Origin of the sequence: Shinella sp. BE166 (assembly GCF_051201095.1) — a bacterium.
Classification (GTDB): domain Bacteria; phylum Pseudomonadota; class Alphaproteobacteria; order Rhizobiales; family Rhizobiaceae; genus Shinella; species Shinella lacus.
Genome location: NZ_JBPEHL010000008.1, coordinates 44,261 through 67,217, shown reverse-complemented (window position 1 = coordinate 67,217; position 22,957 = coordinate 44,261). Strand labels below are relative to the sequence as shown.

Here is a 22,957-nt window from a genome sequence, read left to right as displayed (position 1 = left end):
GCAGCGGTTCAGTGTTTCGCCGGGTTATCCGTCGCCTCCGCAGAAATGCCCGGTTCGTCCGGGCCGAAGATCATCACCTCGCAGCGTCGCGCATGATGCGCCATCCGACGAACGATGGAACATTGGCAGGCTTTGCGATGCGGATAGCATCGGCCGGGAAGAACAGGAGGCGGGCATGCTGCCACGAGTGGCACCTACGACCGGGGCACTACAGCCCTCCCTCGCCCTTCAGGCCGGCACCCCCGTCGAGGCCGCCGTCAAGCCGCAGCTTTCCGCCGCCGCCCTCGCCAATCTCCGCGCCGAGGTGCTGCTGCGCCTCATCGAGACCATGCTCAAGCACATGCCGCGCACGAGCGAGCCGAGCCCGAGCCGCGACCTGCTCGAGACGCTGCTTGCCGCGCTGAAGACCTTGCCCGGCCGGGAGGGCGAAGGCGGGCGCAAGCTTGCCGACATCCTCGCCAAGCTGCCGCCGGAACTTCGCCCCGCCGTGGAAAAACTGATCGGCACCGTGCTTTCCGCCATGCCGACGCGCAGCCTCGTCGAGGTGGTGCGCAACCCGAACGGGCCGGAAGCGCAAAAGCTCGCCATCCTGCTGACGGCACGCCTCGATGCCGTCGATCTTCCCGCCGCCGGCGCGGAACGCCAGCAGAAGCCGCTCGGTCTCACCGCCCAGCAGCTCGCCGCCGTCGGCCGCCATGGTCCGCAGCAGACCGCTCAGGCAACGCAGATCGCCGGCGATGCCCGCGCGCTCCAGACCGTGCTGAAGCGCATCTTCGATCTCGACAGCGGCAGCAAGCCGCGAACCGTGACCACGACGCGCACGGTGGAAACGGCGCTGGCACGCCCGGTCGCCCTCGCCGGCGCGAACCGCCTGCCGGTTCAAGCGAATACGACAGCGCGGACGGAGCTGCCCGTGCAGGCTCCCATCACCAAGGTCGCCGACCGGCCGCCGGTGGAAGCAACCGAGGCGGTTACCCGCGACAACAACGATACGGAAGAAACGCAGAAAGCGGCGCCGGCCGTGAAGCAGGACGAGATGCCCGCCAAGGCGCAGACCGCCAATGCCGCCGGCCAGGCGCTCGCGCGCAGCGTGCTGCAAGCCGTGGCGCGTGACCTGCCGCAGGCACTCGTGATGCAGGCCGTCGCCCACCTCGTCGAAAACCTGTCGCCGGAAGAGGCGAAGTTCCTGCAAGCGCTGCTGGAACAGCCCATCGATCCGCCGGCGGAGCAGAACCAAAATCCCCTCCGCACTAAACTGCCAGAACAGGCCGCAGAACAGGCAATGGAGGCCGAAACGGTCGCCGATGGCGGCAAGGTGCGCGCCGAGACCACGCAATCGACCCCGACCCTGCCGCGCCAGACGGCCGAGCTGGACGACGCCCTGCCGCTGCCGCTGCAGAGAGAAACCATCCGGGCCGCCGTCGCGGCCGACACGACACCCGAGAGGCTGCTTGCAGCAACGGTCTTGCCGCGCGAGGGTGTGCCGCTCGCCTTCGTGCCCTACCTGCCAGCGGAAGAGGATCTTGAATGGTTCGAAACCCGCGACACGGAGAAGGACGAAGAGCAGGCGGAGGGTGAAGGCGAAGGGGACGGCGAGGATGCAGACCCGGATGCCTCCGGCGACGAACCGGGAGAAGCCACCCCGGAAACCACCGACATGGTGCGCCGGCGCGAGAAGACGGCGGAGATGGTCGGCGTCATCGAGCCGGGCCTCGTCTTCTACCAGAAGCTCGGCGACTACTGGACCTGAACGAAAAAGCCCGCGGAGATCGCTCTCCGCGGGCTTCTTATTTTTCAAGCAAGCAAGGCTTACTCGGCGTTGTTGCGGTTCTTCAGAGCCGCGCCGAGGATGTCGCCGAGCGACGCGCCGCTATCGGACGAACCGAACTGTGCGACGGCTTCCTTCTCTTCGGCGATTTCGAGCGCCTTGATCGAAAGCTGGATCTTGCGATCCTTCTTCGAGAAGTTCAGCACGCGGGCGTCGACGGTCTGGCCGACCGAGAAACGCTCCGGACGCTGTTCGTCACGGTCACGCGACAGGTCGTTGCGGCGGATGAACGAGGTGAGGTCTTCGTGGTTGACGAGACGCACTTCGATGCCGCCATCGTTGATCGCGATGACTTCAGCCGAAACGACGGCGTTCTTGCGCAGGTCGCCTGACGCAGCGGCGTCGCCGACCGAGTCCTTGCCGAGCTGCTTGATGCCGAGCGAGATGCGCTCCTTGTCGACGTCCACATCCAGAACGACAGCCTTGACGACGTCGCCCTTGTTGAACTCCTCGATGACCTGCTCGCCCGGACGGTTCCAGTCGAGGTCGGAGAGGTGCACCATGCCGTCCACGTCGCCGTCGAGGCCGATGAACAGGCCGAATTCGGTCTTGTTCTTGACTTCGCCTTCGACTTCCGTGCCAGCCGGATGGCTGTGCGCGAAGGCCTGCCACGGGTTCTCGAGGGTCTGCTTGAGACCGAGCGAGATGCGGCGCTTCGTCGGATCGACTTCGAGAACGACTACGTCGACTTCCTGGCTCGTGGACAGGATCTTGCCGGGGTGAACGTTCTTCTTGGTCCAGGACATTTCGGAGATGTGGATCAGGCCTTCGATGCCCGGCTCCAGCTCGACGAACGCACCGTAGTCGGTGATGTTCGTGACCGTACCGGAGATCTTCTTGCCGGTCGGGTACTTGGTGCCGATGCCATCCCACGGATCCGACTCGAGCTGCTTCATGCCGAGCGAGATGCGGTGGGTTTCCTGGTTGATGCGGATGATCTGAACCTTGACCTGCTGGCCGATGGACAGGATCTCCGACGGATGGTTGACGCGGCGCCAGGCCATGTCGGTGACGTGCAGCAGGCCGTCGATGCCGCCGAGGTCAACGAACGCACCGTAATCGGTGATGTTCTTGACGACGCCGTCAACAACCTGGCCTTCTTCGAGGTTCTGAACGATTTCAGAACGCTGCTCGGCGCGCGATTCTTCGAGAACCGTACGGCGCGAAACGACGATGTTGCCGCGACGCTTGTCCATCTTGAGGATTTCGAAGGGCTGCGGGTTGTGCATGAGCGGCGTGACGTCGCGGATCGGACGGATGTCGACCTGCGAACGCGGCAGGAAGGCAACGGCGCCGTCGAGATCGACGGTGAAGCCACCCTTGACCTGGTTGAAGATGACGCCTTCGACGCGCTCGCCGGCTTCGAACTTGACTTCGAGCTTGGCCCAGCTCTCTTCGCGGCGAGCCTTTTCGCGCGAAAGAACAGCTTCGCCCAGCGCGTTTTCGATGCGCTCGACATAGACTTCGACTTCGTCGCCGACCTTCAGCGTGCCGTCCTTGGACTTGGCACCGAATTCCTTCAGCGGTACGCGACCTTCGACCTTGAGGCCGACGTCGACGATGGCGACGTCCTTCTCGATGGCCGTAACGATGCCCTTGGCGACATAGCCTTCGGCCAGGTCGTTAGACGCAAAGGATTCCTGCAGAAGGGCTGCGAAATCTTCGCGCGTGGGGTTTGCTTGAGACATGAAAACTCCTGGTGTGCCACTCGGGCACGGGCGCCGGGGGTTAGCGTTGATGATAAACGGAGCTTTGTCCGCTGCCTCGTGAGGCAGCAAATCCGGCGCGGGGACAGGCTTCGTTCTAGTGCTTCAGAGCGGCGTCGATGATCGATTTAGCCGCCGAAAACGCCGCCTCTATACTCATTTCCGAGGTATCAAGCAAGTGCGCATCGTCGGCGGGGCGAAGCGGGCTGTCGGCGCGGCCCATGTCGCGCTCGTCGCGGCGGCGGATATCGTCGAGGATCGTCTCGAAATCGGCCACCCCGCCGCCCGCCACGATCTCGTCCAGGCGGCGCGTCGCGCGCACTTCGGGCGAGGCCGTGACATAGAGTTTCACCGCCGCATCGGGGCAGACCACGGTGCCGATATCACGCCCGTCGAGCACCGTGCCGGGCTCGCGCGCCGCAAAACCGCGCTGCGCCTCGACCAGCGCCCGGCGCACGGACGGCATCACGGCGATCTTCGACGCCGCCTCGCCGATGTCATGGGCGGACAGCACCGTGCGGTCGAGCCCGCCGAGATCCAGATTGCGCGCCACGCCGGCCGCCACCGCCTCGTCGTCGAGCGGCAGCCCGCGATCGATGAGCGCCTTCGCCGTCGCGCGATAGGTCAGCCCCGTATCGAGGTGATGAAAGCCATAGTCCTCCGCAATGCGGCGCGACAGCGTACCCTTGCCGGCAGCGGCGGGACCATCGATGGCAATCGTTTTCATAGAACACCCATGTGTCACATGTTTTTCATGAAGGGTGTTAGCGGAAGACGAGGGGCGATGCCAAGAGGCAAGGTGCATGGCGCAAATTCATGAGCCGGCATCGCCACGCGCGAGCGTCAATCGTTCACCTCGATCTTCGCCCCAAGCCCCGCCATCAGGTCCATGAACTCCGGGAAGCTCGTGGCGATCATCGTCGCGTCGTCCACGGTAACCGGATGTTCCGAGACGAGGCCCATGACGAGGAAGCTCATGGCGATGCGATGATCGAGATGGGTGGCGACAGCCGCACCCGAGGCGTTGCCGAGGCCCTTGCCATCCGGGCGGCCGCGCACGACGAGCGAGGATTCGCCCTCGTCGCAGTCCACGCCGTTAAGCTTGAGGCCGATCGCGACGGCCGAAAGCCGGTCGCTTTCCTTGACGCGCAGTTCTTCCAGGCCGTTCATCACTGTCGTGCCTTCCGCGAAGGCGGCGGCGACAGCGAGCACCGGATATTCGTCGATCATCGACGGCGCGCGGTCTTCCGGCACCGTCACGCCCTTGAGCTCGGAGGAGCGCACGCGCAGGTCCGCGACGTCTTCGCCGCCGGCAAGGCGCGCGTTCAGCACTTCGATGTTCGCGCCCATTTCCTGCAAGGTGAGGATCAGGCCGGTGCGGGTCGGGTTCATCAGCACGTTGAGGATCGTGATGTCCGAGCCCGGCACGAGCAGCGCTGCAACCAGCGGGAAGGCCGTGGAGGACGGATCGCCCGGCACGTCGATGACCTGGCCGGTGAGCTTGCCACGACCTTCAAGCCGGATCGTGCGCACACCGTCCGCATCCGTCTCGACGGTCAGGTTGGCGCCAAAACCCTGCAGCATCTTTTCCGTATGGTCGCGCGTCATGATCGGCTCGATGACCGTCGTGATGCCCGGCGTGTTGAGGCCGGCGAGCAGCACAGCGGACTTCACCTGGGCGGACGCCATCGGCACGCGGTAAGTGATCGGCGTCGGGGTCTTCGGGCCATGCAGCGTCACGGGCAGGCGGTCGCCGTCAACGGACGTTACCTGCACGCCCATTTCACGCAGCGGATTGAGCACGCGGCCCATCGGACGCTTGGTGAGCGAGGCATCGCCGACGAAGGTGGACGAGAAATCGTAGACGCCGACGAGGCCCATGGTCAGGCGGCAGCCGGTGCCGGCATTGCCGAAATCGAGCGGCGCTTCCGGCGCCAGCAGCGCGCCATTGCCGAGGCCGTTGATGATCCAGGTATCGCCGTCCTTGCGGATCTTGGCGCCCATGGCCTGCATGGCCTTGCCGGTGTTGATGACGTCCTCGCCTTCGAGCAGGCCGGTGATGCGCGTCTCGCCGCTGGCAAGCCCGCCGAACATGAAGGAGCGATGGGAAATCGACTTGTCGCCGGGGATGCGGACGGTCCCGGAAAGGCCTGAGGATTTGCGGGCGGTTGCGGGCCGGCTGCTTGCGCCGTGCGACATGGGCGTCTTCCTTATATACATCCACCGCTCCCCGGAGAGGATCGCCCGGGGAGAACGCGGGCTTGCTATCACAAACGATTTAAAGCGTCATCATCCCGCCGGAAAACATTCGTCCGGGAGCGGCGGCCGTTTCCTCCCGAAGTTTGGCTTTGACAGGATTGCCCAAGACGACTATGGGGACCGGCTAATCATTCTACCGTTCAACGCGCCGGCAACCCGGCCCCGCCGGAAACATACGGCACAGAGAAGGCTTCGACTGTGGCAAAAGCGGAACTCGGAACCAAACGCATCGATCCGGAAACGGGCAGGAAGTTCTACGACCTGAACCGCGATCCGATCGTCTCCCCCTACACGGGCAAGTCCTACCCCTTGTCCTATTTCGAGGAAACGGCTGCTGTCGCCGTTCTCGAAAAGGCTGAGGAAGAGGATGTCAACGAAGTCGATACGGAGAACACCGAAGTCGAACTCGTCTCGCTCGAGGATGCCGACGACGAAGCAGCGGCCGGCGACGACATCCCGGATCTCGGCGATGACGACGTCGAAATCGACGGCGACGAGGACGATACATTCCTGGAACAGGAAGAAGACGACGATGACGACATGACCGGCCTGATCGGCGTCACCGGCGACGAAGACGAAGTTTAAGCTTTTGATTTTCCGGCCGGTTTCAAAAAAACCGGCCGGATCTCATTTTTCGGCTTGCCATCTCCGATCACCGGAAGTAATAAGCCGCACACCGAACGGACACACCGCTTCGGTTCCCGGAAAACCGGCCATGCCGGACCCGTTATGGGGCTATAGCTCAGCTGGGAGAGCGCTTGCATGGCATGCAAGAGGTCAGCGGTTCGATCCCGCTTAGCTCCACCAAACTTCCCCTGATCCATAAAATGACTGAAATCGCCGGAACGCTACGGCTGTTCGCGTGTGCCGGGCACCTCGCGCTGGTCGGCGTCTTCAAGGTCGGTCTTCACGACGAAGGCGTCCGTGTGTTGGCGGGCGGCTTCGCGTACTGCGGCGAGGTTGGGGACGTCGTCGCCCTCGATTTCGCCATCGCCCTGGTCGATTTCGCGGGCGGCCTGAAACCAGTGATCGTCGGGCTTGCCGTCAGGCTGGCCTTCCTGCTGCCAGAGTTCGTGGGCGCGTTTGCGGATTTTTTCTTCGCGGTCGTCGGTCATGGAGGTGCTCCCTTCGCATTTCAGCAATGAACGAAGGCCACGGCGAGATGTTCCGCGCCCTGCCCTTCGCCTCCGCCGGATTATGTCCCCGCTTGCGCAGGTAAGGAAGCGCGAATAAGCATGGGCTTTCGGGCGTCTCAGGGATTGGACGCACGCCTTGTCGGGGGACAAACATGAGCTTTACGGAAACGACGACCACCTCCTGGTTCTCCAGGCTGAAGGGCGCGCTAATCAAGATCGTGGTCGGCTTCATCCTTCTCATCGCCTGCATCTGGCTGCTGTTCTGGAACGAGGGCCGGTCGGTGAAGACCTACCGGGCGCTCGTCGAGGGCGCGGGACTGGTCGTGTCTGTCGACAATGGCAGCGTCGATCCGGCGAATGACGGCAAGCTCGTGCATATTTCCGGGCCGGTGAAGCCGGTGGGCGTGCCGGAGGACGACGTACTCGGCATTTCGGCGGATGGCGCGGTCGGCGTCAACCGCATCGTCGAGATGTATCAGTGGATCGAGACCTCGAAGTCGGAGACGCGCAAGCAGCTCGGCGGCAGCGAGGAGACGGTGACCACCTATTCCTACCACAAGGAATGGAAGAGCAACGAGGTCAACTCCAACAACTTCCGCCAGTCGGGCCATGAAAACCCACAGAAGCCCATCGACGATGCGAGCTTCCCGGTAAAATCCGCCACGATCGGCGCCTTCAGCGTGGATGGCCGCGCGGTCGCCCGCCTTGGCGATGAGCGCCCCGTGCCGCTCACCGCCATCGAGGCGAACCGGATGAGCGAGGCCGTAACGCTCGGAAAGCCGGTCTCGACGATTGCCGGCCAGGCCGTCTTCTCCTTCAACCCGGAGGACCCGCAGGTCGGCGATATCCGTATCCGCTTCGAGCGCTCGGACATTTCCGAAGCGAGCTTCGTCGGCGCGCAGCGCGGCAGCGGGCTGACGCCCTACAAGACGACGAACGGGCGCGACCTCTTCCTCAGCGACGCCGGCCTTCTCGATGCGCCCGCCATGTTCGATGCGGCGCAGAGCGAGAACACCATCATCACCTGGCTGGTGCGGGTCGGCGGCCTCGTCGGCATCTTCGTCGGCTTCGCCTTCATCCTGTCGATCCTCGGCGTGATCGCCGACGTGGTGCCCTTCATCGGCTCCATCGTGCGCTTCGGCACGACGGCGATCGCCCTCATCTTCACCCTGCTGATCGGCCCAGCCGTCATCGCCATCGCCTGGATCGCCTATCGCCCGTTCGTTGCCATTGCGGTTCTCGCCGCCGGCATTGCGATCGCGGCCGGCATCCTCTATCTGCGGCGCGGCAAGGCGGCGGCGACAACACCGGCTCTCGGGAGAGCGTGAACGCGCCCGCACGACAACAGCAGGGCGGGTGACGCTTGACCTATTATGCCTCGAAGATCTTCTGGCTCGCGGCCCAGCCCTTGTCGCTTGCCCTTCTGCTGGTCCTGTTCGGCCTGCTGGCCGGGCTCCTGCGCTGGAAGCGGCTGCGGACGACGGCAAACATTTTTGCTGCCCTCCTGCTCTTCGTCACGCTGTTCACCTCGACCGGCGCGGTGCTGCTGCAAACCCTGGAAGACCGCATCCCGCGGGCGGAGCTACCGGCCGGCGGCCCGGGCTGCGTCATCATGCTCGGCGGTGGCGTCGAGGCGGAGGTGATTGCGGCGCGCGGCGGCTTCGAGATGAACCAGGCCGGCGACCGCTTCATCGAGACGCTACGGCTGGCGCGGGAGTTTCCCGCGGCGCGCATCCTGATTTCCGGCGGCGACGGCTCGTTCAGCGGCAACTATGAGGGCGATGCCGCGGTGGCGACGCGCTTCTTCGAGGCTTTCGGGGTTCCTGCCGACCGGCTGATCCGCGAGACGGAATCGCGCACCACCTTCGAGAATGTCGAGAACACCAAGGCGCTATTGGCGGCAAACGGCCTCGACCGCTGCTTGCTGGTGACCTCGGCCTTCCACATGCCGCGCTCGGTCGGCCTGTTCCGCAAGCTCGACATCGACGTGCTCCCCTGGCCAACGGATTTCCGCACGACGGGCCAGGCCGGCCTCGCCTTCGATTTCAGCCAACCCTCGACGAACAGTCAGCTGATGACGACGGCATTGCGCGAATGGACGGGCCTGCTCGCCTACTATCTCGCCGGCCGCACGCACGCGCTTTTCCCGCAATAGAAGCTATTTTTTCGAGATCGTGTCGAACTGGGCGCCGCGCACGCGGATCGTCATGATGCAGTATTCGGAATCGTCGCGCCCGCAGCTTGCGGCATTGGCCTTCAGTTCCAGCACCATGTTGCCGTAGCGCTTCTTCAGCTCGTAGCCGTAGAGATCGGCATTGGCGGCGAGGAAATAGCCGCCCTCGGCCACCTGGATGTAGAATTCATAGGGGCAGCCGACATTGCCGCACAGGCCGCCCGGTGTGCCGTCGCAATTGACCGCGCCGAGATTGACGATGGCGTCGGGAAGGCTGTCATTGTTGAAATCGATGGTCTCCGAAAAGTCCTCGCCGTAGATCGGCGTCTTGCAGCGCTTGGCGACCTCGGCCTGCGCAGTGGCGATGGCATCCGGCACGATTTCCGCCGCGCGGACCGGCAGGACGGTCGAAACGAGCGCTGCGCAGACAAGCGCCAGGATTCTGATGCGGATGGCCATCTCTCAAACCTTTCCATGGCAGGCGATTCGGTCATTATGCGGACGGGCCGGCGCGCTGCCTGATTCTGCCCGGGTACACGGGCGCGCACTCTAGCGCGACAAAGCTGTCGCGAGGCTTGGCCCGAGAATGGCCTGTGATGGAAGGGGACAAGCGTGCCGATCCTGGAACTGCTCGATTATACCGGCGTGGCGGTCTTCGCCGCCACCGGCGCGCTTTCGGCCTCGCGCAAGCAGCTCGACATTATCGGCTTTCTCTTCCTTGCGGCCGCGACCGGCATCGGCGGCGGCACGTTCCGTGACGTCATCCTCGGCGCAACGCCCGTCTTCTGGGTGGTCAACCCGACCTATCTCATCGTCTGCGTCGTCGTGGCGCTCGTCGTCTTCGTGCTCGCGCACCGCATCGAGTCGCGCTACCGGCTTCTGCTCTGGCTCGATGCGATGGGTGTCTCGGCCTATTGCGTGATGGGGGCGGCGAAGGGCCTTGCCGCCACCGGCTCACCGACGGTCGCGATCACCACCGGCGTGCTGACGGCAAGTTTCGGCGGCATCCTGCGTGACCTGCTGGCGGGCGAGCCTTCCGTGCTGCTGCGGCCGGAGGTCTATGTCACGGCGGCACTCATCGGCTCTGCGGCCTTCACGGCGGCAAGCGTTGCCGGCGCACCGCTCTGGCTCGCCTCGGCGATCGGAATCGGCGCGGCCTTCATCGTGCGCGGCGGGGCGTTGCGGTTCGGCTGGCGGTTTCCGGTCTACAGGCCGCGGCCGGGGCGGCATCCGGATGACGTGATGTGAGGGCTTTGAGCGCTCTCAGGGCTTGCGCGGGCGCAGGCGGATGATCACATCAACGTGAGCGATCTCCATGCCTTCCGGCGGCTCCGGCAGGTTGCCGATCGCGATATTGCTCACCGGAATGTCGAGAACGTGGTTTTCACCCTCGACGAAGAAATGGTGGTGGTCGGAGACATTGGTGTCGAAGTAGGTCTTCGAGCTTTCGACCGCGAGAACGCGGATGAGGCCGGCCTCGGTGAACTGGTGCAGCGTGTTGTAGACGGTTGCGAGAGACACCGGAACGCCCGCGGTAACCGCTTCTTCGTGCAGTTCTTCCACCGTTAGGTGGCGGTCGCCCTTGGCGAACAGCAGGTCGGCGAGAGCCACGCGCTGGCGCGTCGGGCGCAGGCCGGAATGGCGCAGGCGCTCTTCGATGGGCAACTCGTGTGCATGCGTCATGGGCGACGGATCCGCTTGTCTGGCCTTGAACAACAATCTTGATATTTCGATATAACTTTAGCGCCGCCGGGATTCAATAGGATTACGGCGCTTGAAAGGCGCGCAACAGGCGGAAAAACCGGGGCCTTTGCTTGCCTCGCCCGAATTTAGGCTGGCTGTCACCGCAAGCATCATGTATGCGGACTGCTGGATTAACGTATCGCCCGGCCAGGGCGCGACGATAAAAAGGGGTGGTCCGGGGTGCTTCAATTCGCGCCTTAGCTGCTCTAAATCTAAACGCAATAAGCGTCTACGCGACCGGGGATGAGACATTCGATGACGACCAGGCAATCCAGCTACAACTATGAGGAAATTCTGAGCTGCGGCCGCGGCGAGCTTTTCGGCCCCGGCAATGCCCAGCTTCCTCTGCCTCCCATGCTGATGGTCCATCGCATTACCGACATTTCCGAAACGGGCGGTGCCTTCGACAAGGGCTATATCCGCGCCGAATACGATGTGCGCCCCGACGACTGGTATTTCCCCTGCCACTTCCAGGGCAATCCGATCATGCCGGGCTGCCTCGGCCTCGACGGCATGTGGCAGCTCACCGGCTTCTTCCTCGGCTGGCTCGGCGAGCCCGGCCGCGGCATGGCGCTCTCCACCGGCGAAGTGAAGTTCAAGGGCATGATCCGCCCCACCACGAAGCTCCTGGAATACGGCATCGATTTCAAGCGCGTCATGCGCGGCCGCCTCGTGCTCGGCACGGCCGACGGCTGGCTGAAGGCCGACGGCGAGACTATCTATCAGGCATCCGACCTGCGCGTCGGCCTGTCCAAGGACAAGGAAGCCTGAGGCGGCGGCCTACGCCGCCTTCACCACGAGACGTTCTAGATAAAGGTCAGAAACATGAGACGGGTTGTTGTCACGGGTCTGGGGATCGTATCCTCCATCGGGAACAATGCTGACGAAGTGACGGCGTCGCTGCGCGATGCGCGCTCCGGCATCAGCTTTTCCCAGGATTTCGCCGACCACGGCTTCAAGTGCCAGGTCTGGGGTGCGCCGAACATCGACACGGCCGACCTCGTGGATCGCCGCGCGGCCCGCTTCCTGTCGCAGGGCGGCTCCTGGAACCACGTTGCCATGAAGCAGGCGATCGCCGATTCCGGCCTGGAAGAAGCCGATTACGCCGCCAACGAGCGCGCCGGCATCATCATGGGTTCGGGCGGCCCCTCCACCCGCACGCTGATCGAGGCGGCCGAGATCACGCTGAAGAACAACTCGCCCAAGCGCATCGGCCCGTTCGCCGTGCCGAAGGCGATGTCGTCCACGGCATCCGCGACGCTTGCCACCTGGTTCAAGATCCACGGCGTCAACTATTCGATCTCCTCGGCCTGCTCGACCTCGGCGCACTGCATCGGCAATGCCGCGGAAATGATCCAGTGGGGCAAACAGGACATCATGTTCGCCGGCGGCCACGAGGACCTCGACTGGACCATGTCGAACCTCTTCGACGCGATGGGCGCCATGTCCTCCAAGTACAACGACACGCCCGCAACCGCCTCGCGCGCCTATGACGTCAGCCGCGACGGCTTCGTCATCGCCGGCGGTGCCGGCGTGCTGGTGCTGGAAGAGTACGAGCGTGCCAAGGCCCGCGGCGCCAAGATCTATGCGGAAATCGTCGGCTACGGCGCGACCTCGGACGGTTACGACATGGTCGCTCCGTCGGGCGAAGGCGCGATCCGCTGCATGCGCCAGGCGCTTGCCACCGTGAAGGGCGACGTCGACTACATCAACACGCACGGCACCTCGACGCCCGTCGGCGATTCGAAGGAGATCGGCGCGATCCGCGAAGTCTTCGGCGACAAGATCCCGCACATCCAGTCGACCAAGTCGCTGACCGGCCATTCGCTGGGTGCAGCCGGCGTGCAGGAATCGATCTACGGCCTCCTGATGATGCAGGCCGGCTTCATCGGCGAAAGCGCGCATATCACCGAGCTCGATCCGGAATTCGACGGCGTTCCGATCGTGCGCAAGCGCATCGACAATGCCAAGATCGACACTGTTCTTTCCAATTCCTTCGGCTTCGGCGGCACGAACGCCACGCTGGTCTTCCAGCGCCACAACGGATGACAAGCATGACGGGGATCATGAACGGCAAGCGCGGCCTCATCATGGGGGTCGCGAACAACCACTCCATCGCCTGGGGCATCGCCCAGAAGCTGGCAGCCCAGGGCGCGGAACTCGCTTTCACCTACCAGGGCGAAGCGCTCGGCAAACGCGTGAAGCCGCTTGCCGCCGAGCTCGGCTCGGATTTCGTCATCCCCTGCGACGTCGAAGACATCGCTTCGGTGGATTCGACGATCGAGGCCATCAAGGAAAAGTGGGGCAAGCTCGACTTCGTCGTGCACGCCATCGGCTTTTCCGACAAGAACGAGCTGAAGGGCCTTTACGCCGACACCTCGCGCGACAATTTTTCGCGCACCATGGTCATCTCCTGCTTCTCGTTTACGGAGATCGCCAAGCGGGCGGCAGAGCTGATGACGGAAGGCGGCTCGCTCCTGACGCTGACCTATGGCGGCTCGGTGCGCATCATGCCGAACTACAACGTCATGGGTGTCGCCAAGGCCGCGCTGGAAGCCTCGGTGCGCTATCTTGCCGGCGACTACGGCCCGCGCGGCATCCGCGTCAACGCGATCTCGGCCGGCCCGATCCGCACGCTGGCCGGCGCCGGCATTTCCGATGCACGCGCCATGCTTTCCTGGCAGCAGAAGAACGCGCCGCTGCGCCGCACCGTCACCATCGAGGATGTTGGCAATTCGGCGCTCTACCTGCTTTCCGATCTGTCGAGCGGCGTCACCGGCGAAATCCACTACGTGGATGCCGGCTACAACATCACCTCCATGCCGACGCTCGAGCGTCTGGCGAAGGCCGACAGCGAATAGGATTTTCGGCGCGAAGCGAAAGCCTCGCGCCGTCTTCTCCTGCCTTCAAAGCGCCATCAGCACGACGACGAGCAGGATGACCACGGCGAGCACGCCGAGGAACAGCACGCGCACGCGGCTGTTCATTTCCGGCACTTTTGCCTCCGCGGCGCGCTTCAGGAAGGCGAGCGGCACTTCGGAGGTCGGCGTGTGCCCCTCCGCCTCCTTCACATCCTTGACGATGACTTCCGCCACATCTTCCGTGATCGGCGGTCTTGCAGGTCCAAAAGCCATTACGGATCTCCTGAACGGAACGGTTCCGTGATGGTGGACCTCTTTCATTGAAATGGCAATCGGTCGCTATTCCAGCACGACGGGCACCAGCGAGAGGACGAGCAGCAACGCCATCGCACGGTTGAACAGCCGGAGGCTGCGCTCGCGGGTGATGAAGCGAGCAGCCCCGACGCCGACGATGGTCCAAGCCACGGTGCTGACAAGTGTCGCACCGCCGAAGATGACGGCGAAGGCGGCCGGAACCGTCAGGTCTCCGGCGGTGCCGCTGCCATAGGTGACGACGGCGCCCGCCACCATCACCCAGAGCTTTGGATTGACGAGTTGCAGCAGAGCGCCTTCGACGACCGTGAACGGCCGCTGCCTGCCGCTTTCCGCAGCAAAGCCGGCAGGCGCGGCGTTGGCAATGCGCCAGGCGAGCCAGAGCAGATAGGCGACGCCCACCCATTTCAGCACCAGATGCACGCGCGGCTCTGAGACGATCGATCCGCCCGCCGCCGCAACGACGAAGATGATGACGGCAACACCGATTCCCATGCCGATCGCCACCGGAAGCGTGCGGCGGAAGCCGTAATTCGCCCCGGAGGCCGTCACCATCGTGTTGTTCGGCCCCGGCGTGCCCGCCATGGCGAATGCAAAGCCCGATGCCGCCAGAACCCAAGTCCAGTCCATATCGCTCTCCTCGTCAAACCGGGCAAGCCTAGCCGACCCCATGCGCAACGGGGTTGCCAAGATGCCAAAGCTGGGGAAGAGTTTGGCATCGGCTGCCGTTAACCGGCTTGAACGTTTGTGAGGATTCCAATGCAGCTCGACGACATAGACCGCCGCATCCTGCGCGAGTTGCAGCAGGACGGCCGGATGCAGAATATCGAGCTGGCACGGCGCGTCGGCCTGTCGCCCTCGCCCTGCCTGCGCCGGGTCAAGCTGCTGGAAGAGGCGGGCGTGATCAGCCGCTATGTGGCGGTCGTCGACCAGGCGAAGGTGGGCTTGCAGCTTTCCATGTTCGCCCGTGTGTGGCTCACGGCACAGGATGCCGAGACAATCGACCATTTCATCGCAGCGATGAAGCGGCTGCCCGAGGTGGTGGAGTGTTACATCATGCTCGGCGAGAGCGACGCGCTGTTGCGCGTCGTCGTGTCGGACCTTGCGGACTACCGCCGCTTCCAGGCGGCGAACCTCACCCGCAAGAACGGCATCCAGAACGTCAAGACGGACGTGCCGAGCGAGACGATCAAGCAGACCTTCGCGCTGCCGCTGTGAGCATTTAGACTAGCGCTTGCCCCAGAGCACCTTGAAGCGGGCGTTGCGGCAGACCTCGCCGCTCTCCTTGAAGGCCTCCTTCAGCACCGGCTCGTAGGGCAGGCCGCGGTTGGCGACCATCAGCAGGCGGCCGCCGACCTTGAGGGCCTTCGCCGCCGCCTGGATCATGCCGGCGCCGAGCGCGTGGTCGGCCGCATGGCCTTCATGGAAGGGCGGGTTCATGACGATGAGGTCGTAATGGTCGCGCGGCGTCTCGGCGGTCAGGTCGAACCAGTAATAGCGCGTCGGGATGTTCGGGCAGTTCTCCGCCATGTTCTCCTTGGCGGCTTCGAGCGCTTCATAATGCGCCTCGAACAGGTCGATGCCCTTCACCTCCGGCGCGCGGCCGCCGAGCATGACGGAAAGGTAGCCCCAGCCCGCGCCGAAATCGGCGGCATGGCCGTGGAAATCTTCCGGAATGCGGGTGGCGAGCAGTTCCGAGCCGTCATCGATACGGTCATGCGAGAACATGCCCGGGGCTGCGGTAAAGCGGCCGACGATGCGCACCGGCTTGGCCGCGAGCTTGGCGATGGCGTCCGCCGGGTCTTCCGGACGGGCGAACCAGATGGCGAGGCCGTGGTACTTCGGCATGTAGTCGCCGGTCAGGCCGAGCTGGTCCAGCCGCTTGCGCATGGACTGGATGCCGTCTTCCTTGCCGCCGGCAACGACGATAATGCCGCCCGTGCGCACGCGGCGCAGCGCCTCGGCAATGCGGTTCTCGTTCTCGCCCTTGTGCTTGTTGATCAGGATCAGCGCGCCGTCATAGTCCTCGCCCTCGACCAGCGGCTTGACGGGCACGCGCACCGCCTCCAGGCCGCGATAGAGCGGGCGAAGTGGCTGGACCGCGTCGAGCGCCGCCCCAAAGCCCTCCGGCGGCCGCTGGCCGGCCTCTGCGCCGAGGAACAGATAGCGCTCGTCCTCGCCGGGCATGGCGAGCGTGCCGGAGGCGAAAGGATGGAACAGGGTTTTCAGGGCTTCGCGGGTCATATGGGTGGGCTTTCGGACGGGCGGGAGAACAGATTGAGCATAAGTAAAAGGGGCGCGGAACGTGCCGCTCCGCGCCCCTTTTAAAGGTAGAGAGTAGGCTTACTCGGCGGCTTCGCCGTCGCCCTTCTTCTCGGCAGCGACTTCCTTGCCGGTCGCCTGGTCGACGACCTTCATGGAGAGGCGGACCTTGCCGCGCTCGTCGAAGCCCATCAGCTTGACCCAGACCTTGTCGCCTTCCTTGACGACGTCGGAGGTCTTGGCAACGCGCTCCTGGGCGAGCTGCGAGATGTGCACGAGGCCATCACGCGGGCCGAAGAAGTTGACGAAGGCGCCGAAGTCGGCGGTCTTGACGACCGTGCCTTCGTAGATCTGGCCGACTTCCGGTTCCGCGACGATCGAGTGGATCCACTTGCGGGCCGCTTCGATCTCCTTGCCGGAGGACGATGCGATCTTGATCGTGCCGTCGTCTTCGATGTTGATCTTGGCGCCGGTCTTCTCGACGATTTCGCGGATGACCTTGCCGCCCGTGCCGATGACTTCACGGATCTTGTCGACCGGGATGTTCATGACTTCGATGCGCGGTGCGAATTCACCGAGCTGCGAGCGGCCTTCGGAGATGGCGTTGGCCATTTCGCCGAGGATGTGCTTGCGGCCGCCCTGCGCCTGGCTGAGCGCGACCTTCATGATCTCTTCGGTGATACCGGCGATCTTGATGTCCATCTGCAGCGAGGTGATGCCGTCGGCGGTGCCGGCGACCTTGAAGTCCATGTCGCCGAGGTGGTCTTCGTCACCGAGGATGTCGGAGAGAACGGCGAAACGGTCGCCTTCGAGGATCAGGCCCATGGCGATGCCGGCGACCGGCTTGGCCAGCGGAACGCCGGCGTCCATCAGCGCGAGCGAGGTGCCGCAGACCGTTGCCATCGAGGACGAGCCGTTCGACTCGGTGATCTCGGAGACGACGCGCAGCGTGTAGGGGAACTGTTCCGCCGTCGGCAGCATCGGGCGGATAGCGCGCCAGGCGAGCTTGCCGTGGCCGATTTCGCGGCGGCCCGGGGAGCCCATGCGGCCCGTTTCACCGACCGAGTAGGGCGGGAAGTTGTAGTGCAGCAGGAAGCGTTCCTTGTACATGCCGGTCAGGCTGTCGACATACTGCTCGTCTTCGCCGGTGCCCAGCGTCGCAACGACGACGGCCTGGGTTTCACCGCGGGTGAAGAGCGCCGAACCGTGGGTGCGCGGCAGGATGCCGACTTCCGAGACGATGGCGCGAACGGTGTCGAGATCGCGGCCGTCGATGCGGCTCTTGGTGTCGAGGATGTTCCAGCGAACGATCTTGGCCTGGAGGTGCTTGAAGACGGCGCCGATGACCTCGGCGGTGTACTTCGGCTCGACGCCTTCCGGGAAGAAGTGGGCCTTAACCTTCGCCTTGACGGCGTCGACGGCGGCGTAGCGGTCGGCCTTCTGGGTGATCTTGTAGGCGGCGCGCAGTTCGGTTTCGGCGAGGCCCAGCATTTCGGCTTCGAGCGCGGAATGGTCTTCCGGGTTGAAGTCGCGGGGTTCCTTGGCAGCCACTTCAGCGAGCTTGATGATCGCGTCGATGACCGGCTGGAAGCCCTTGTGGCCGAACATGACGGCGCCGAGCATGACGTCTTCGTTCAGTTCCTTGGCTTCGGATTCGACCATCAGGACGGCGTCCTGCGTGCCGGCGACGACGAGGTCGAGAACCGACTCGTCCATCTCGTCGAGATGCGGGTTGAGGACGTATTCGCCGTTGATGTAGCCGACGCGCGCACCGCCGACCGGGCCCATGAAGGGAACGCCGGAGATCGTGAGCGCTGCGGAAGCGGCAACCATCGACAGGACGTCGGGATCGTTTTCGAGGTCATGCTGGACGACCGTGACGACGACCTGCGTGTCGTTCTTGTAGCCTTCCGGGAAGAGCGGGCGGATCGGACGGTCGATCAGGCGGGAAACCAGCGTTTCCTTTTCCGACGGGCGGCCTTCGCGCTTGAAGTAGCCACCCGGGATCTTGCCGGCGGCGTAGGTCTTTTCCTGGTAGTTGACGGTCAGCGGGAAGAAATCCTGGCCCGGCTTCGGCGCCTTGGCGGAAACGACGGTGGCGAGAACGACGGTTTCGCCGTAGGTCGCGAGAACCGCACCATCAGCCTGACGGGCGATCTTGCCGGTTTCCAGCTTGAGCGGACGGCCCGCCCATTCGATTTCAACCGTATGGGTATCGAACATGTCTTGTCCTTCTTGGCAGATACGCGCACCGCCGCCCGAAAAGGCGCAGGTGGTCTATCCGCTTTCATGACGCATCATGGGCAAGACAACGGGAGGCTTCCGGGTGGTGGCTCGCGAACTCTGCGGGCGAAGGCTCTGTGAGCCCGGCCGACGACAGGCGCGCGCCTGAAGCATCCTGCAATCCTGCCCCATGACAGGTCATCGGTTGGTTCCGCAGGACCGGCCCATCCGGCCTGCTGGAGAATTCCGTTTCACGAGGCGGTCGCAACCGGCACAGGCAAAACGGTGTGTCCTTGTTCCCGCAATCCCAAACGCAAAACCGCGGTCCGCGCTCCTGCTGGAATTGCTTTAGCGGAATTCTCTTCCGCGAAAGAAAGCGGCGGGCGCTCGTGAGAACGCCCGCCGAAAAGGCTTAGCGGCGAATGCCCAGGGCAGCAATCAGCTTGCTGTAACGGGCTTCGTCCTTCTTCTTGAGGTAATCAAGAAGCGAGCGACGGCTGGAAACCATGGTCAGAAGGCCACGACGGGAGTGGTTGTCCTTCTTGTGGTCCTTGAAATGGCCGGTCAGGTTGTTGATCCGCTCGGTCAGGATAGCAACCTGGACTTCCGGGGAACCGGTGTCGCCTTCGACAGTTGCATATTCCTTGATCAGCGCAGCCTTGCGCTCAGCAGTAATCGACATCGTATGTCCTTTCATGAATGGAGAACTTAGGACGCCAAAAGCCGGGATGTCGTCCAGCAATGGCCGTGAATGCAAGCGGAGCCTAGGCCCGCATTGCTGGCGGTGCCTATAAACCATTCCCTTATGAAAGGGAAGAGCCGTCGTTCGGGACGCCTAGCGCTGCTCGGCCGGCTGGCTCGGTCCCGCCTCGCGCGTTTCTCCCGGCTGCTTGCAGACGACGTAGGCGCCGAAGATCCAGCCGAGCCTTTCGCCTTGCCGCGCGACGAAGAGCCAGTGTTTCTGGCCGATCTTCATCTCGTCGACCACCTCGACGATCGAGCCGTTCGCAAGCGTCGTCAGGATCGTGCCGTTCGGCGCCGTGCGCACGTTGAGCGGCGTGCCCGTCGGGTCGTCGACGTAACATTCGCCATAGGCGGCGAAGGCGGAAGGGATGGAGGCGACAAGGCATGCCAGGACGGCGAACACACGCAAGAAGGACGTCATGAAATAGACCTGCAATGAATATGTCGGAAGAAAGTCGGCTTGCTCATGGCGCGGTGCCCTGCTGGTGGACGTCCTCATCGCGCAGCCGCGCCAGCGGGATCGTCACCCGCCATTCGATGCCGTCATCATGCACGATGAAATCGAGCTTGGCATCGAGCGCCATGCCCAGCATGCGCTCCAGCACCACGCTGCCGAAACCCTTGCGGCTTGCCGCGATGGCGTCCTTGTCGATCGTCGCCCGGCTTTCGCGCCAGACGAGATTGAGGTCGTCGCCCGATGTCACCCAGCTCAGCGAGACCACGCCCGTCTCGTTGGCGAGCGCGCCGTATTTCGTGGCATTGGTGGAAAGCTCGTGCAGCGCCATGCCGAGCGTCTGGGAGGCCTGCGGATCGAGCAGCACGGCGGGGCCGGCGATGCGCACGCGCGTCGTGTCGTCCGGCGTGAAGGGTTTCAGCTGGTTCTTGGCGAGTTCGGCGAGGTTCACGCCCTGGGTGGCATTGGCGATCATCAGGTCCGTCGAACGGGCGAGACCGGCGACGCGCTTGCGGAAGGTATCCGCAAAGTCGGACGCATTGTCCGCACCCGCCGCCGACTGGTTAAGCATGGCCTGGATGACGGTCAGCTGGTTCTTCGAGCGGTGCGCCACCTCGCGCATCAGGAAGCGCACCTCGTTTTCCGATTTGACGCGGGCATCGGCCGCCTCGGCGAGCGCGCGCGACACCGTCTCCAGCTCGGAAATGGCGTAGGGGCGCGGCGCGACCCGTTCGCCGTGGCCTAGCCGTCGCGCATCATGCGCAAGCAGCCGCACGTCGCGCGACAGCACGCGGGCGATGCCGACGGCGCTGGCCGCGGCAAGGGCCGCAAAGACCGCGCCGCCGATCGTCAGCCAGAGGAAGGAGGAGACGGCCGGTCCCTGCACATCCGACGACTTTGCCCAGGCGATCATGCGCCAGCCGGCAAGCGAGGAGAATTCCGTGACGACCTGATATTCTGTGCCGCCCTGCCGCATGGTGCTGACGCCGAGGCGCAACGACGGCACGACGCGCAGGAAGAAGGGCGTTCCGGTCTTCTGCTTGTCATCCGTCGAGACGATGACCGTGCCCTCGGAATCGAGCACCGCGGCATTCCAGCCGGGCGAAAGAATATCCGGATTGACCGCGCGCCGGAGTGACTCGGCATTCTTCGTCAGCGTCAGCAGCACATGCTGGCCATTGGCGAGGCGCATCGGCTGATAGACGTTGAACACCCATTGCTGCGCGGTCCTGCCGAAGAACAGGTCCGAGACGATGCGCTCGCCGCGCGCCAGCGCCAGGCCGGCGGAAACCGGCTCCGAGGTCGTGTTCAGCACCGTGCCATAGGGCACGCGCGTGTTGAGCAACTGCCGCATCGTCTGGTCGATGACGAGGAAATAGATGTCGGTGCCTTCCAGCGCCTTGGTCGCCTGCCCATGCAGGGACGCGTAATCGCCCTTCTCCAGGCTGTCCGAGGTCGACAGGAAATTCAGCGTCGAGAACATGCCGGAAATCTCGCGCTCGACCGCACGGTTCACGGCGCCCGTCGACGTGCGCAGCAGCGATTCGAAGATGCGTTCCTGCGCCTCGTTGGTGCGCTTCAGCACGACGATCGAAAACAGGAAGGACGGAATGACGATGACGAGGATGAGGCAGACGAGGTAGAAGACGACCGGGTGGTGCATGCGCCGGCGGCTCTGAACAGGGCCTGCGCCCTCACCCGCGTCCTCATCGGACACCGTTCTGTCAGTCGGCGCAATCGTCAACGGCCAGCCCTTTCACCCTTCGCCCACGACCGGGCGAGACGGCAATGCGCCGCCCTGCCCGCTTGTGAGCGAACCTCGCCGGCCATAGAGCCTGTAGCTTGTGGTGAAATCAAGTCGGCAGCGATTGGTTCCGCCGACCCATTGTTAGCCGGCAAAGACCCGCTTGGGCCGGAATTCGCCGCCGCCGATCTCGCCGATCGCCACCAGTTTTCCGCGCGCCGTGGCATAGGCCTCATCCGCCGAAACCGGCGCATCGCGACCGCGCAGGATGATCGGATTGCCCATGCGCAGGCGATGCGCCTGGTCGTCGTTGATGACGATCTGCGGCAGGCTGGAGAGCGCCTCGCCGGTGTCGATCAGGAAGGCGTCGAGGGCTGCCAGGCGCTCGGCCTCGTCCTCGATCTTTTCCAGCGCCGTAAGCTCGGCGAGCGGCACCATGTCGTCCTCGCCGAAGGGCGCGACGAAGCTGCGGCGTAGCCCGGAAATATGGCCGTAACAGCCGAGCTGGCGGCCGAAATCGCGGGCGAGAGCGCGCACATAGGTGCCCTTGCCGCATTCGACCTCGAATTCCGCCGTGTTCTCGTCCGGGCAGCCGATCAGCGTCAGCCGATGGATTTCCACCTCGCGCGACGGGATTTCGACGACTTCGCCTTCGCGGGCGAGATCGTAGGCGCGCTCGCCGTCGATCTTGATTGCGGAAAACTGCGGCGGGATCTGCTGGATGGTGCCGGTATATTCGCCGAGGATCGCCTTGATCTCATCGGCGGTCGGGCGCTTGTCGGCGCTCTGCGTCACCGTACCTTCGAGGTCGTCCGTGCTGCGCTCCTCGCCCCAGGTCACGGTGAATTCGTAGATCTTGCGGCCATCCATCACGTAGGGCACGGTCTTGGTGGCGTCGCCCAGCGCGATCGGCAGCATGCCGGACGCGAGCGGATCGAGCGTGCCGGCATGGCCGGCCTTCTGCGCCTTGAACAGCCACTTGATCTTGGCGACGGCTTCGGTCGAGCCGAAATCGAAAGGCTTGTCGAGGATAAGCCAGCCGGAAATCGGCCGGCCCTTGGGCTTGCGGGGCTTGGACATCTTATTCCTAAGTTATTTGTCGCCGTCGTCGTCGGCGGCAAGATCGCGAGCGACTTCCGGCGAACGCAGGATTTCGTCGATCTTCTTGTAATTGTCGAAGCTCGTATCGTCGCGGAAGCGCACGTCGGGCATGTACTTCATCTGGCGCAGCTGGGAGCCCATACGGCCTCGGATGAACTTTGCGTTCCGGTTGAGCGCCTCGATCACCGTGTCATGGTCCTTGACGCCGAGCGGCGTCACGAAGGCCGTGGCGTGCTTGAGGTCGGGCGACATGCGCACCTCCGAGATGGAGATCACCGTCGTCTCGATCAGCGGGTCGCGCACTTCGCCGCGCTGAAGCACCTGGGTGATCGCCGCGCGCACCTGCTCGCCCACGCGCAGCATGCGTTGCGAGGGCGCTGAGGATGTTGCTCTTACCATGGTCGTCACCTT

24 protein-coding genes and 1 tRNA gene are annotated in these 22,957 nt (G+C 64.2%); 10 read left to right on the top strand and 15 right to left on the bottom strand.

Features of this window, described 5'->3' with window-relative positions; all coding sequences use genetic code 11:
• Positions 1-175: 175 nt before the first annotated feature.
• Positions 176-1,750 carry a hypothetical protein gene (locus J2Y63_RS20020; RefSeq protein ID WP_435267531.1) on the top strand — a complete coding sequence of 525 codons (1,575 nt, stop codon included), beginning with the start codon at positions 176-178 and terminating at the stop codon, positions 1,748-1,750.
• A 59-nt stretch (positions 1,751-1,809) separates the two neighbouring features.
• On the opposite strand, the gene rpsA is transcribed toward J2Y63_RS20020, so the two are convergent.
• The 3 genes from rpsA to aroA all read right to left on the bottom strand — a co-directional run bounded on the left by rpsA (position 1,810) and on the right by aroA (position 5,733).
• On the bottom strand, positions 1,810-3,516 hold the full coding sequence (gene rpsA, locus J2Y63_RS20015) for a 30S ribosomal protein S1 (protein WP_256117804.1): 1,707 nt from the start codon (positions 3,514-3,516) through the stop codon (positions 1,810-1,812).
• A gap of 115 nt (positions 3,517-3,631) precedes the next feature.
• On the bottom strand, positions 3,632-4,261 hold the full coding sequence (gene cmk / locus J2Y63_RS20010) for a (d)CMP kinase (RefSeq protein WP_256117805.1): 630 nt from the start codon (positions 4,259-4,261) through the stop codon (positions 3,632-3,634).
• A 116-nt stretch (positions 4,262-4,377) separates the two neighbouring features.
• Positions 4,378-5,733 carry a 3-phosphoshikimate 1-carboxyvinyltransferase gene (gene aroA / locus J2Y63_RS20005; protein ID WP_435267530.1) on the bottom strand — a complete coding sequence of 452 codons (1,356 nt, stop codon included), beginning with the start codon at positions 5,731-5,733 and terminating at the stop codon, positions 4,378-4,380.
• 258 nt (positions 5,734-5,991) lie between these two features.
• On the opposite strand from aroA, the gene J2Y63_RS20000 reads away from it, so the two are divergent.
• Complete coding sequence (locus J2Y63_RS20000; RefSeq protein ID WP_256117808.1) at positions 5,992-6,378, top strand: TIGR02300 family protein; 387 nt, start codon at positions 5,992-5,994, stop codon at positions 6,376-6,378.
• 146 nt (positions 6,379-6,524) lie between these two features.
• Positions 6,525-6,600, top strand: a tRNA-Ala gene (locus J2Y63_RS19995).
• Between the two features lie 41 nt (positions 6,601-6,641).
• Here the strand turns inward: J2Y63_RS19995 and J2Y63_RS19990 are convergent.
• Positions 6,642-6,908, bottom strand: coding sequence for a DUF2934 domain-containing protein (locus J2Y63_RS19990; RefSeq protein ID WP_413818659.1), 267 nt, complete (start codon positions 6,906-6,908; stop codon positions 6,642-6,644).
• A gap of 173 nt (positions 6,909-7,081) precedes the next feature.
• On the opposite strand from J2Y63_RS19990, the gene J2Y63_RS19985 reads away from it, so the two are divergent.
• Positions 7,082-8,257: a TMEM43 family protein gene (locus tag J2Y63_RS19985; protein WP_435267529.1), complete on the top strand. Its 1,176-nt coding sequence runs from the start codon at positions 7,082-7,084 to the stop codon at positions 8,255-8,257.
• Between the two features lie 35 nt (positions 8,258-8,292).
• Positions 8,293-9,084 carry a YdcF family protein gene (locus tag J2Y63_RS19980; RefSeq protein WP_435267528.1) on the top strand — a complete coding sequence of 264 codons (792 nt, stop codon included), beginning with the start codon at positions 8,293-8,295 and terminating at the stop codon, positions 9,082-9,084.
• A gap of 3 nt (positions 9,085-9,087) precedes the next feature.
• On the opposite strand, the gene J2Y63_RS19975 is transcribed toward J2Y63_RS19980, so the two are convergent.
• Entirely contained in the window at positions 9,088-9,561 is a 474-nt protein-coding gene (locus J2Y63_RS19975) for a hypothetical protein (RefSeq protein ID WP_256117813.1), read from the bottom strand.
• 153 nt (positions 9,562-9,714) lie between these two features.
• Between J2Y63_RS19975 and J2Y63_RS19970 the strand changes: the two genes are divergently transcribed.
• Complete coding sequence (locus J2Y63_RS19970; RefSeq protein WP_435267527.1) at positions 9,715-10,350, top strand: trimeric intracellular cation channel family protein; 636 nt, start codon at positions 9,715-9,717, stop codon at positions 10,348-10,350.
• Positions 10,351-10,365: 15 nt separating this feature from the next.
• On the opposite strand, the gene irrA is transcribed toward J2Y63_RS19970, so the two are convergent.
• Positions 10,366-10,785: an iron response transcriptional regulator IrrA gene (gene irrA / locus J2Y63_RS19965; protein ID WP_256117815.1), complete on the bottom strand. Its 420-nt coding sequence runs from the start codon at positions 10,783-10,785 to the stop codon at positions 10,366-10,368.
• A gap of 315 nt (positions 10,786-11,100) precedes the next feature.
• Between irrA and fabA the strand changes: the two genes are divergently transcribed.
• Genes fabA through fabI form a run of 3 tightly spaced genes read left to right on the top strand, consistent with a single transcriptional unit; the run spans position 11,101 to position 13,706 of the window.
• A complete protein-coding gene (gene fabA, locus J2Y63_RS19960) occupies positions 11,101-11,616 on the top strand; it encodes a 3-hydroxyacyl-[acyl-carrier-protein] dehydratase FabA (protein ID WP_256117816.1) in 516 nt (171 codons plus the stop codon).
• Between the two features lie 54 nt (positions 11,617-11,670).
• Entirely contained in the window at positions 11,671-12,894 is a 1,224-nt protein-coding gene (gene fabB, locus J2Y63_RS19955; protein ID WP_256117817.1) for a beta-ketoacyl-ACP synthase I, read from the top strand.
• Between the two features lie 5 nt (positions 12,895-12,899).
• Positions 12,900-13,706 (top strand): enoyl-ACP reductase FabI, encoded by an 807-nt coding sequence (fabI, locus tag J2Y63_RS19950; RefSeq protein WP_435267526.1) that lies wholly within the window; start codon positions 12,900-12,902, stop codon positions 13,704-13,706.
• A 45-nt stretch (positions 13,707-13,751) separates the two neighbouring features.
• Here fabI and J2Y63_RS19945 read toward each other — a convergent pair whose 3' ends face one another.
• Together J2Y63_RS19945 and J2Y63_RS19940 are read right to left on the bottom strand one after the other, a co-directional pair.
• Entirely contained in the window at positions 13,752-13,979 is a 228-nt protein-coding gene (locus tag J2Y63_RS19945; protein ID WP_435267525.1) for a hypothetical protein, read from the bottom strand.
• Between the two features lie 66 nt (positions 13,980-14,045).
• Positions 14,046-14,648, bottom strand: a complete 603-nt coding sequence (locus J2Y63_RS19940) for a LysE family translocator (RefSeq protein ID WP_435267524.1) — start codon at positions 14,646-14,648, stop codon at positions 14,046-14,048.
• 129 nt (positions 14,649-14,777) lie between these two features.
• Here J2Y63_RS19940 and J2Y63_RS19935 point away from each other — a divergent pair, with 129 nt between their 5' ends.
• Positions 14,778-15,236, top strand: a complete 459-nt coding sequence (locus tag J2Y63_RS19935) for an Lrp/AsnC family transcriptional regulator (protein WP_256117825.1) — start codon at positions 14,778-14,780, stop codon at positions 15,234-15,236.
• A gap of 9 nt (positions 15,237-15,245) precedes the next feature.
• Here J2Y63_RS19935 and J2Y63_RS19930 read toward each other — a convergent pair whose 3' ends face one another.
• From J2Y63_RS19930 to rbfA, 7 genes are all read right to left on the bottom strand, one after another.
• The gene (locus J2Y63_RS19930) at positions 15,246-16,262 is read right to left on the bottom strand and encodes a class I SAM-dependent methyltransferase (protein WP_435267523.1); all 1,017 of its coding nucleotides are present in this window, start codon (positions 16,260-16,262) and stop codon (positions 15,246-15,248) included.
• Between the two features lie 99 nt (positions 16,263-16,361).
• The gene (gene pnp, locus J2Y63_RS19925; protein WP_256117828.1) at positions 16,362-18,503 is read right to left on the bottom strand and encodes a polyribonucleotide nucleotidyltransferase; all 2,142 of its coding nucleotides are present in this window, start codon (positions 18,501-18,503) and stop codon (positions 16,362-16,364) included.
• A gap of 412 nt (positions 18,504-18,915) precedes the next feature.
• On the bottom strand, positions 18,916-19,185 hold the full coding sequence (gene rpsO, locus J2Y63_RS19920) for a 30S ribosomal protein S15 (RefSeq protein WP_230807809.1): 270 nt from the start codon (positions 19,183-19,185) through the stop codon (positions 18,916-18,918).
• Between the two features lie 153 nt (positions 19,186-19,338).
• The gene (locus J2Y63_RS19915) at positions 19,339-19,668 is read right to left on the bottom strand and encodes an SH3 domain-containing protein (protein ID WP_435267522.1); all 330 of its coding nucleotides are present in this window, start codon (positions 19,666-19,668) and stop codon (positions 19,339-19,341) included.
• A 43-nt stretch (positions 19,669-19,711) separates the two neighbouring features.
• Positions 19,712-21,418 (bottom strand): sensor histidine kinase, encoded by a 1,707-nt coding sequence (locus J2Y63_RS19910; RefSeq protein ID WP_435267521.1) that lies wholly within the window; start codon positions 21,416-21,418, stop codon positions 19,712-19,714.
• A gap of 171 nt (positions 21,419-21,589) precedes the next feature.
• Positions 21,590-22,525 (bottom strand): tRNA pseudouridine(55) synthase TruB, encoded by a 936-nt coding sequence (gene truB, locus J2Y63_RS19905; RefSeq protein WP_435267520.1) that lies wholly within the window; start codon positions 22,523-22,525, stop codon positions 21,590-21,592.
• A gap of 12 nt (positions 22,526-22,537) precedes the next feature.
• Entirely contained in the window at positions 22,538-22,945 is a 408-nt protein-coding gene (gene rbfA, locus J2Y63_RS19900; protein WP_256117838.1) for a 30S ribosome-binding factor RbfA, read from the bottom strand.
• Between the last annotated feature and the right edge of the window lie 12 nt (positions 22,946-22,957).

What these genes read in the sequence shown, in the direction of transcription:
- J2Y63_RS20020 (WP_435267531.1), top strand. Translation starts at nt 176, where the DNA reads ATGCTGCCACGAGTGGCACCTACGACCGGGGCACTACAGCCCTCCCTC.
- rpsA (WP_256117804.1), bottom strand. Translation starts at nt 3,516, where the DNA reads ATGTCTCAAGCAAACCCCACGCGCGAAGATTTCGCAGCCCTTCTGCAG.
- cmk (WP_256117805.1), bottom strand. Translation starts at nt 4,261, where the DNA reads ATGAAAACGATTGCCATCGATGGTCCCGCCGCTGCCGGCAAGGGTACG.
- aroA (WP_435267530.1), bottom strand. Translation starts at nt 5,733, where the DNA reads ATGTCGCACGGCGCAAGCAGCCGGCCCGCAACCGCCCGCAAATCCTCA.
- J2Y63_RS19990 (WP_413818659.1), bottom strand. Translation starts at nt 6,908, where the DNA reads ATGACCGACGACCGCGAAGAAAAAATCCGCAAACGCGCCCACGAACTC.
- J2Y63_RS19985 (WP_435267529.1), top strand. Translation starts at nt 7,082, where the DNA reads ATGAGCTTTACGGAAACGACGACCACCTCCTGGTTCTCCAGGCTGAAG.
- J2Y63_RS19975 (WP_256117813.1), bottom strand. Translation starts at nt 9,561, where the DNA reads ATGGCCATCCGCATCAGAATCCTGGCGCTTGTCTGCGCAGCGCTCGTT.
- irrA (WP_256117815.1), bottom strand. Translation starts at nt 10,785, where the DNA reads ATGACGCATGCACACGAGTTGCCCATCGAAGAGCGCCTGCGCCATTCC.
- fabA (WP_256117816.1), top strand. Translation starts at nt 11,101, where the DNA reads ATGACGACCAGGCAATCCAGCTACAACTATGAGGAAATTCTGAGCTGC.
- fabB (WP_256117817.1), top strand. Translation starts at nt 11,671, where the DNA reads ATGAGACGGGTTGTTGTCACGGGTCTGGGGATCGTATCCTCCATCGGG.
- fabI (WP_435267526.1), top strand. Translation starts at nt 12,900, where the DNA reads ATGACGGGGATCATGAACGGCAAGCGCGGCCTCATCATGGGGGTCGCG.
- J2Y63_RS19945 (WP_435267525.1), bottom strand. Translation starts at nt 13,979, where the DNA reads ATGGCTTTTGGACCTGCAAGACCGCCGATCACGGAAGATGTGGCGGAA.
- J2Y63_RS19940 (WP_435267524.1), bottom strand. Translation starts at nt 14,648, where the DNA reads ATGGACTGGACTTGGGTTCTGGCGGCATCGGGCTTTGCATTCGCCATG.
- J2Y63_RS19935 (WP_256117825.1), top strand. Translation starts at nt 14,778, where the DNA reads ATGCAGCTCGACGACATAGACCGCCGCATCCTGCGCGAGTTGCAGCAG.
- J2Y63_RS19930 (WP_435267523.1), bottom strand. Translation starts at nt 16,262, where the DNA reads ATGACCCGCGAAGCCCTGAAAACCCTGTTCCATCCTTTCGCCTCCGGC.
- pnp (WP_256117828.1), bottom strand. Translation starts at nt 18,503, where the DNA reads ATGTTCGATACCCATACGGTTGAAATCGAATGGGCGGGCCGTCCGCTC.
- rpsO (WP_230807809.1), bottom strand. Translation starts at nt 19,185, where the DNA reads ATGTCGATTACTGCTGAGCGCAAGGCTGCGCTGATCAAGGAATATGCA.
- J2Y63_RS19915 (WP_435267522.1), bottom strand. Translation starts at nt 19,668, where the DNA reads ATGACGTCCTTCTTGCGTGTGTTCGCCGTCCTGGCATGCCTTGTCGCC.
- truB (WP_435267520.1), bottom strand. Translation starts at nt 22,525, where the DNA reads ATGTCCAAGCCCCGCAAGCCCAAGGGCCGGCCGATTTCCGGCTGGCTT.
- rbfA (WP_256117838.1), bottom strand. Translation starts at nt 22,945, where the DNA reads ATGGTAAGAGCAACATCCTCAGCGCCCTCGCAACGCATGCTGCGCGTG.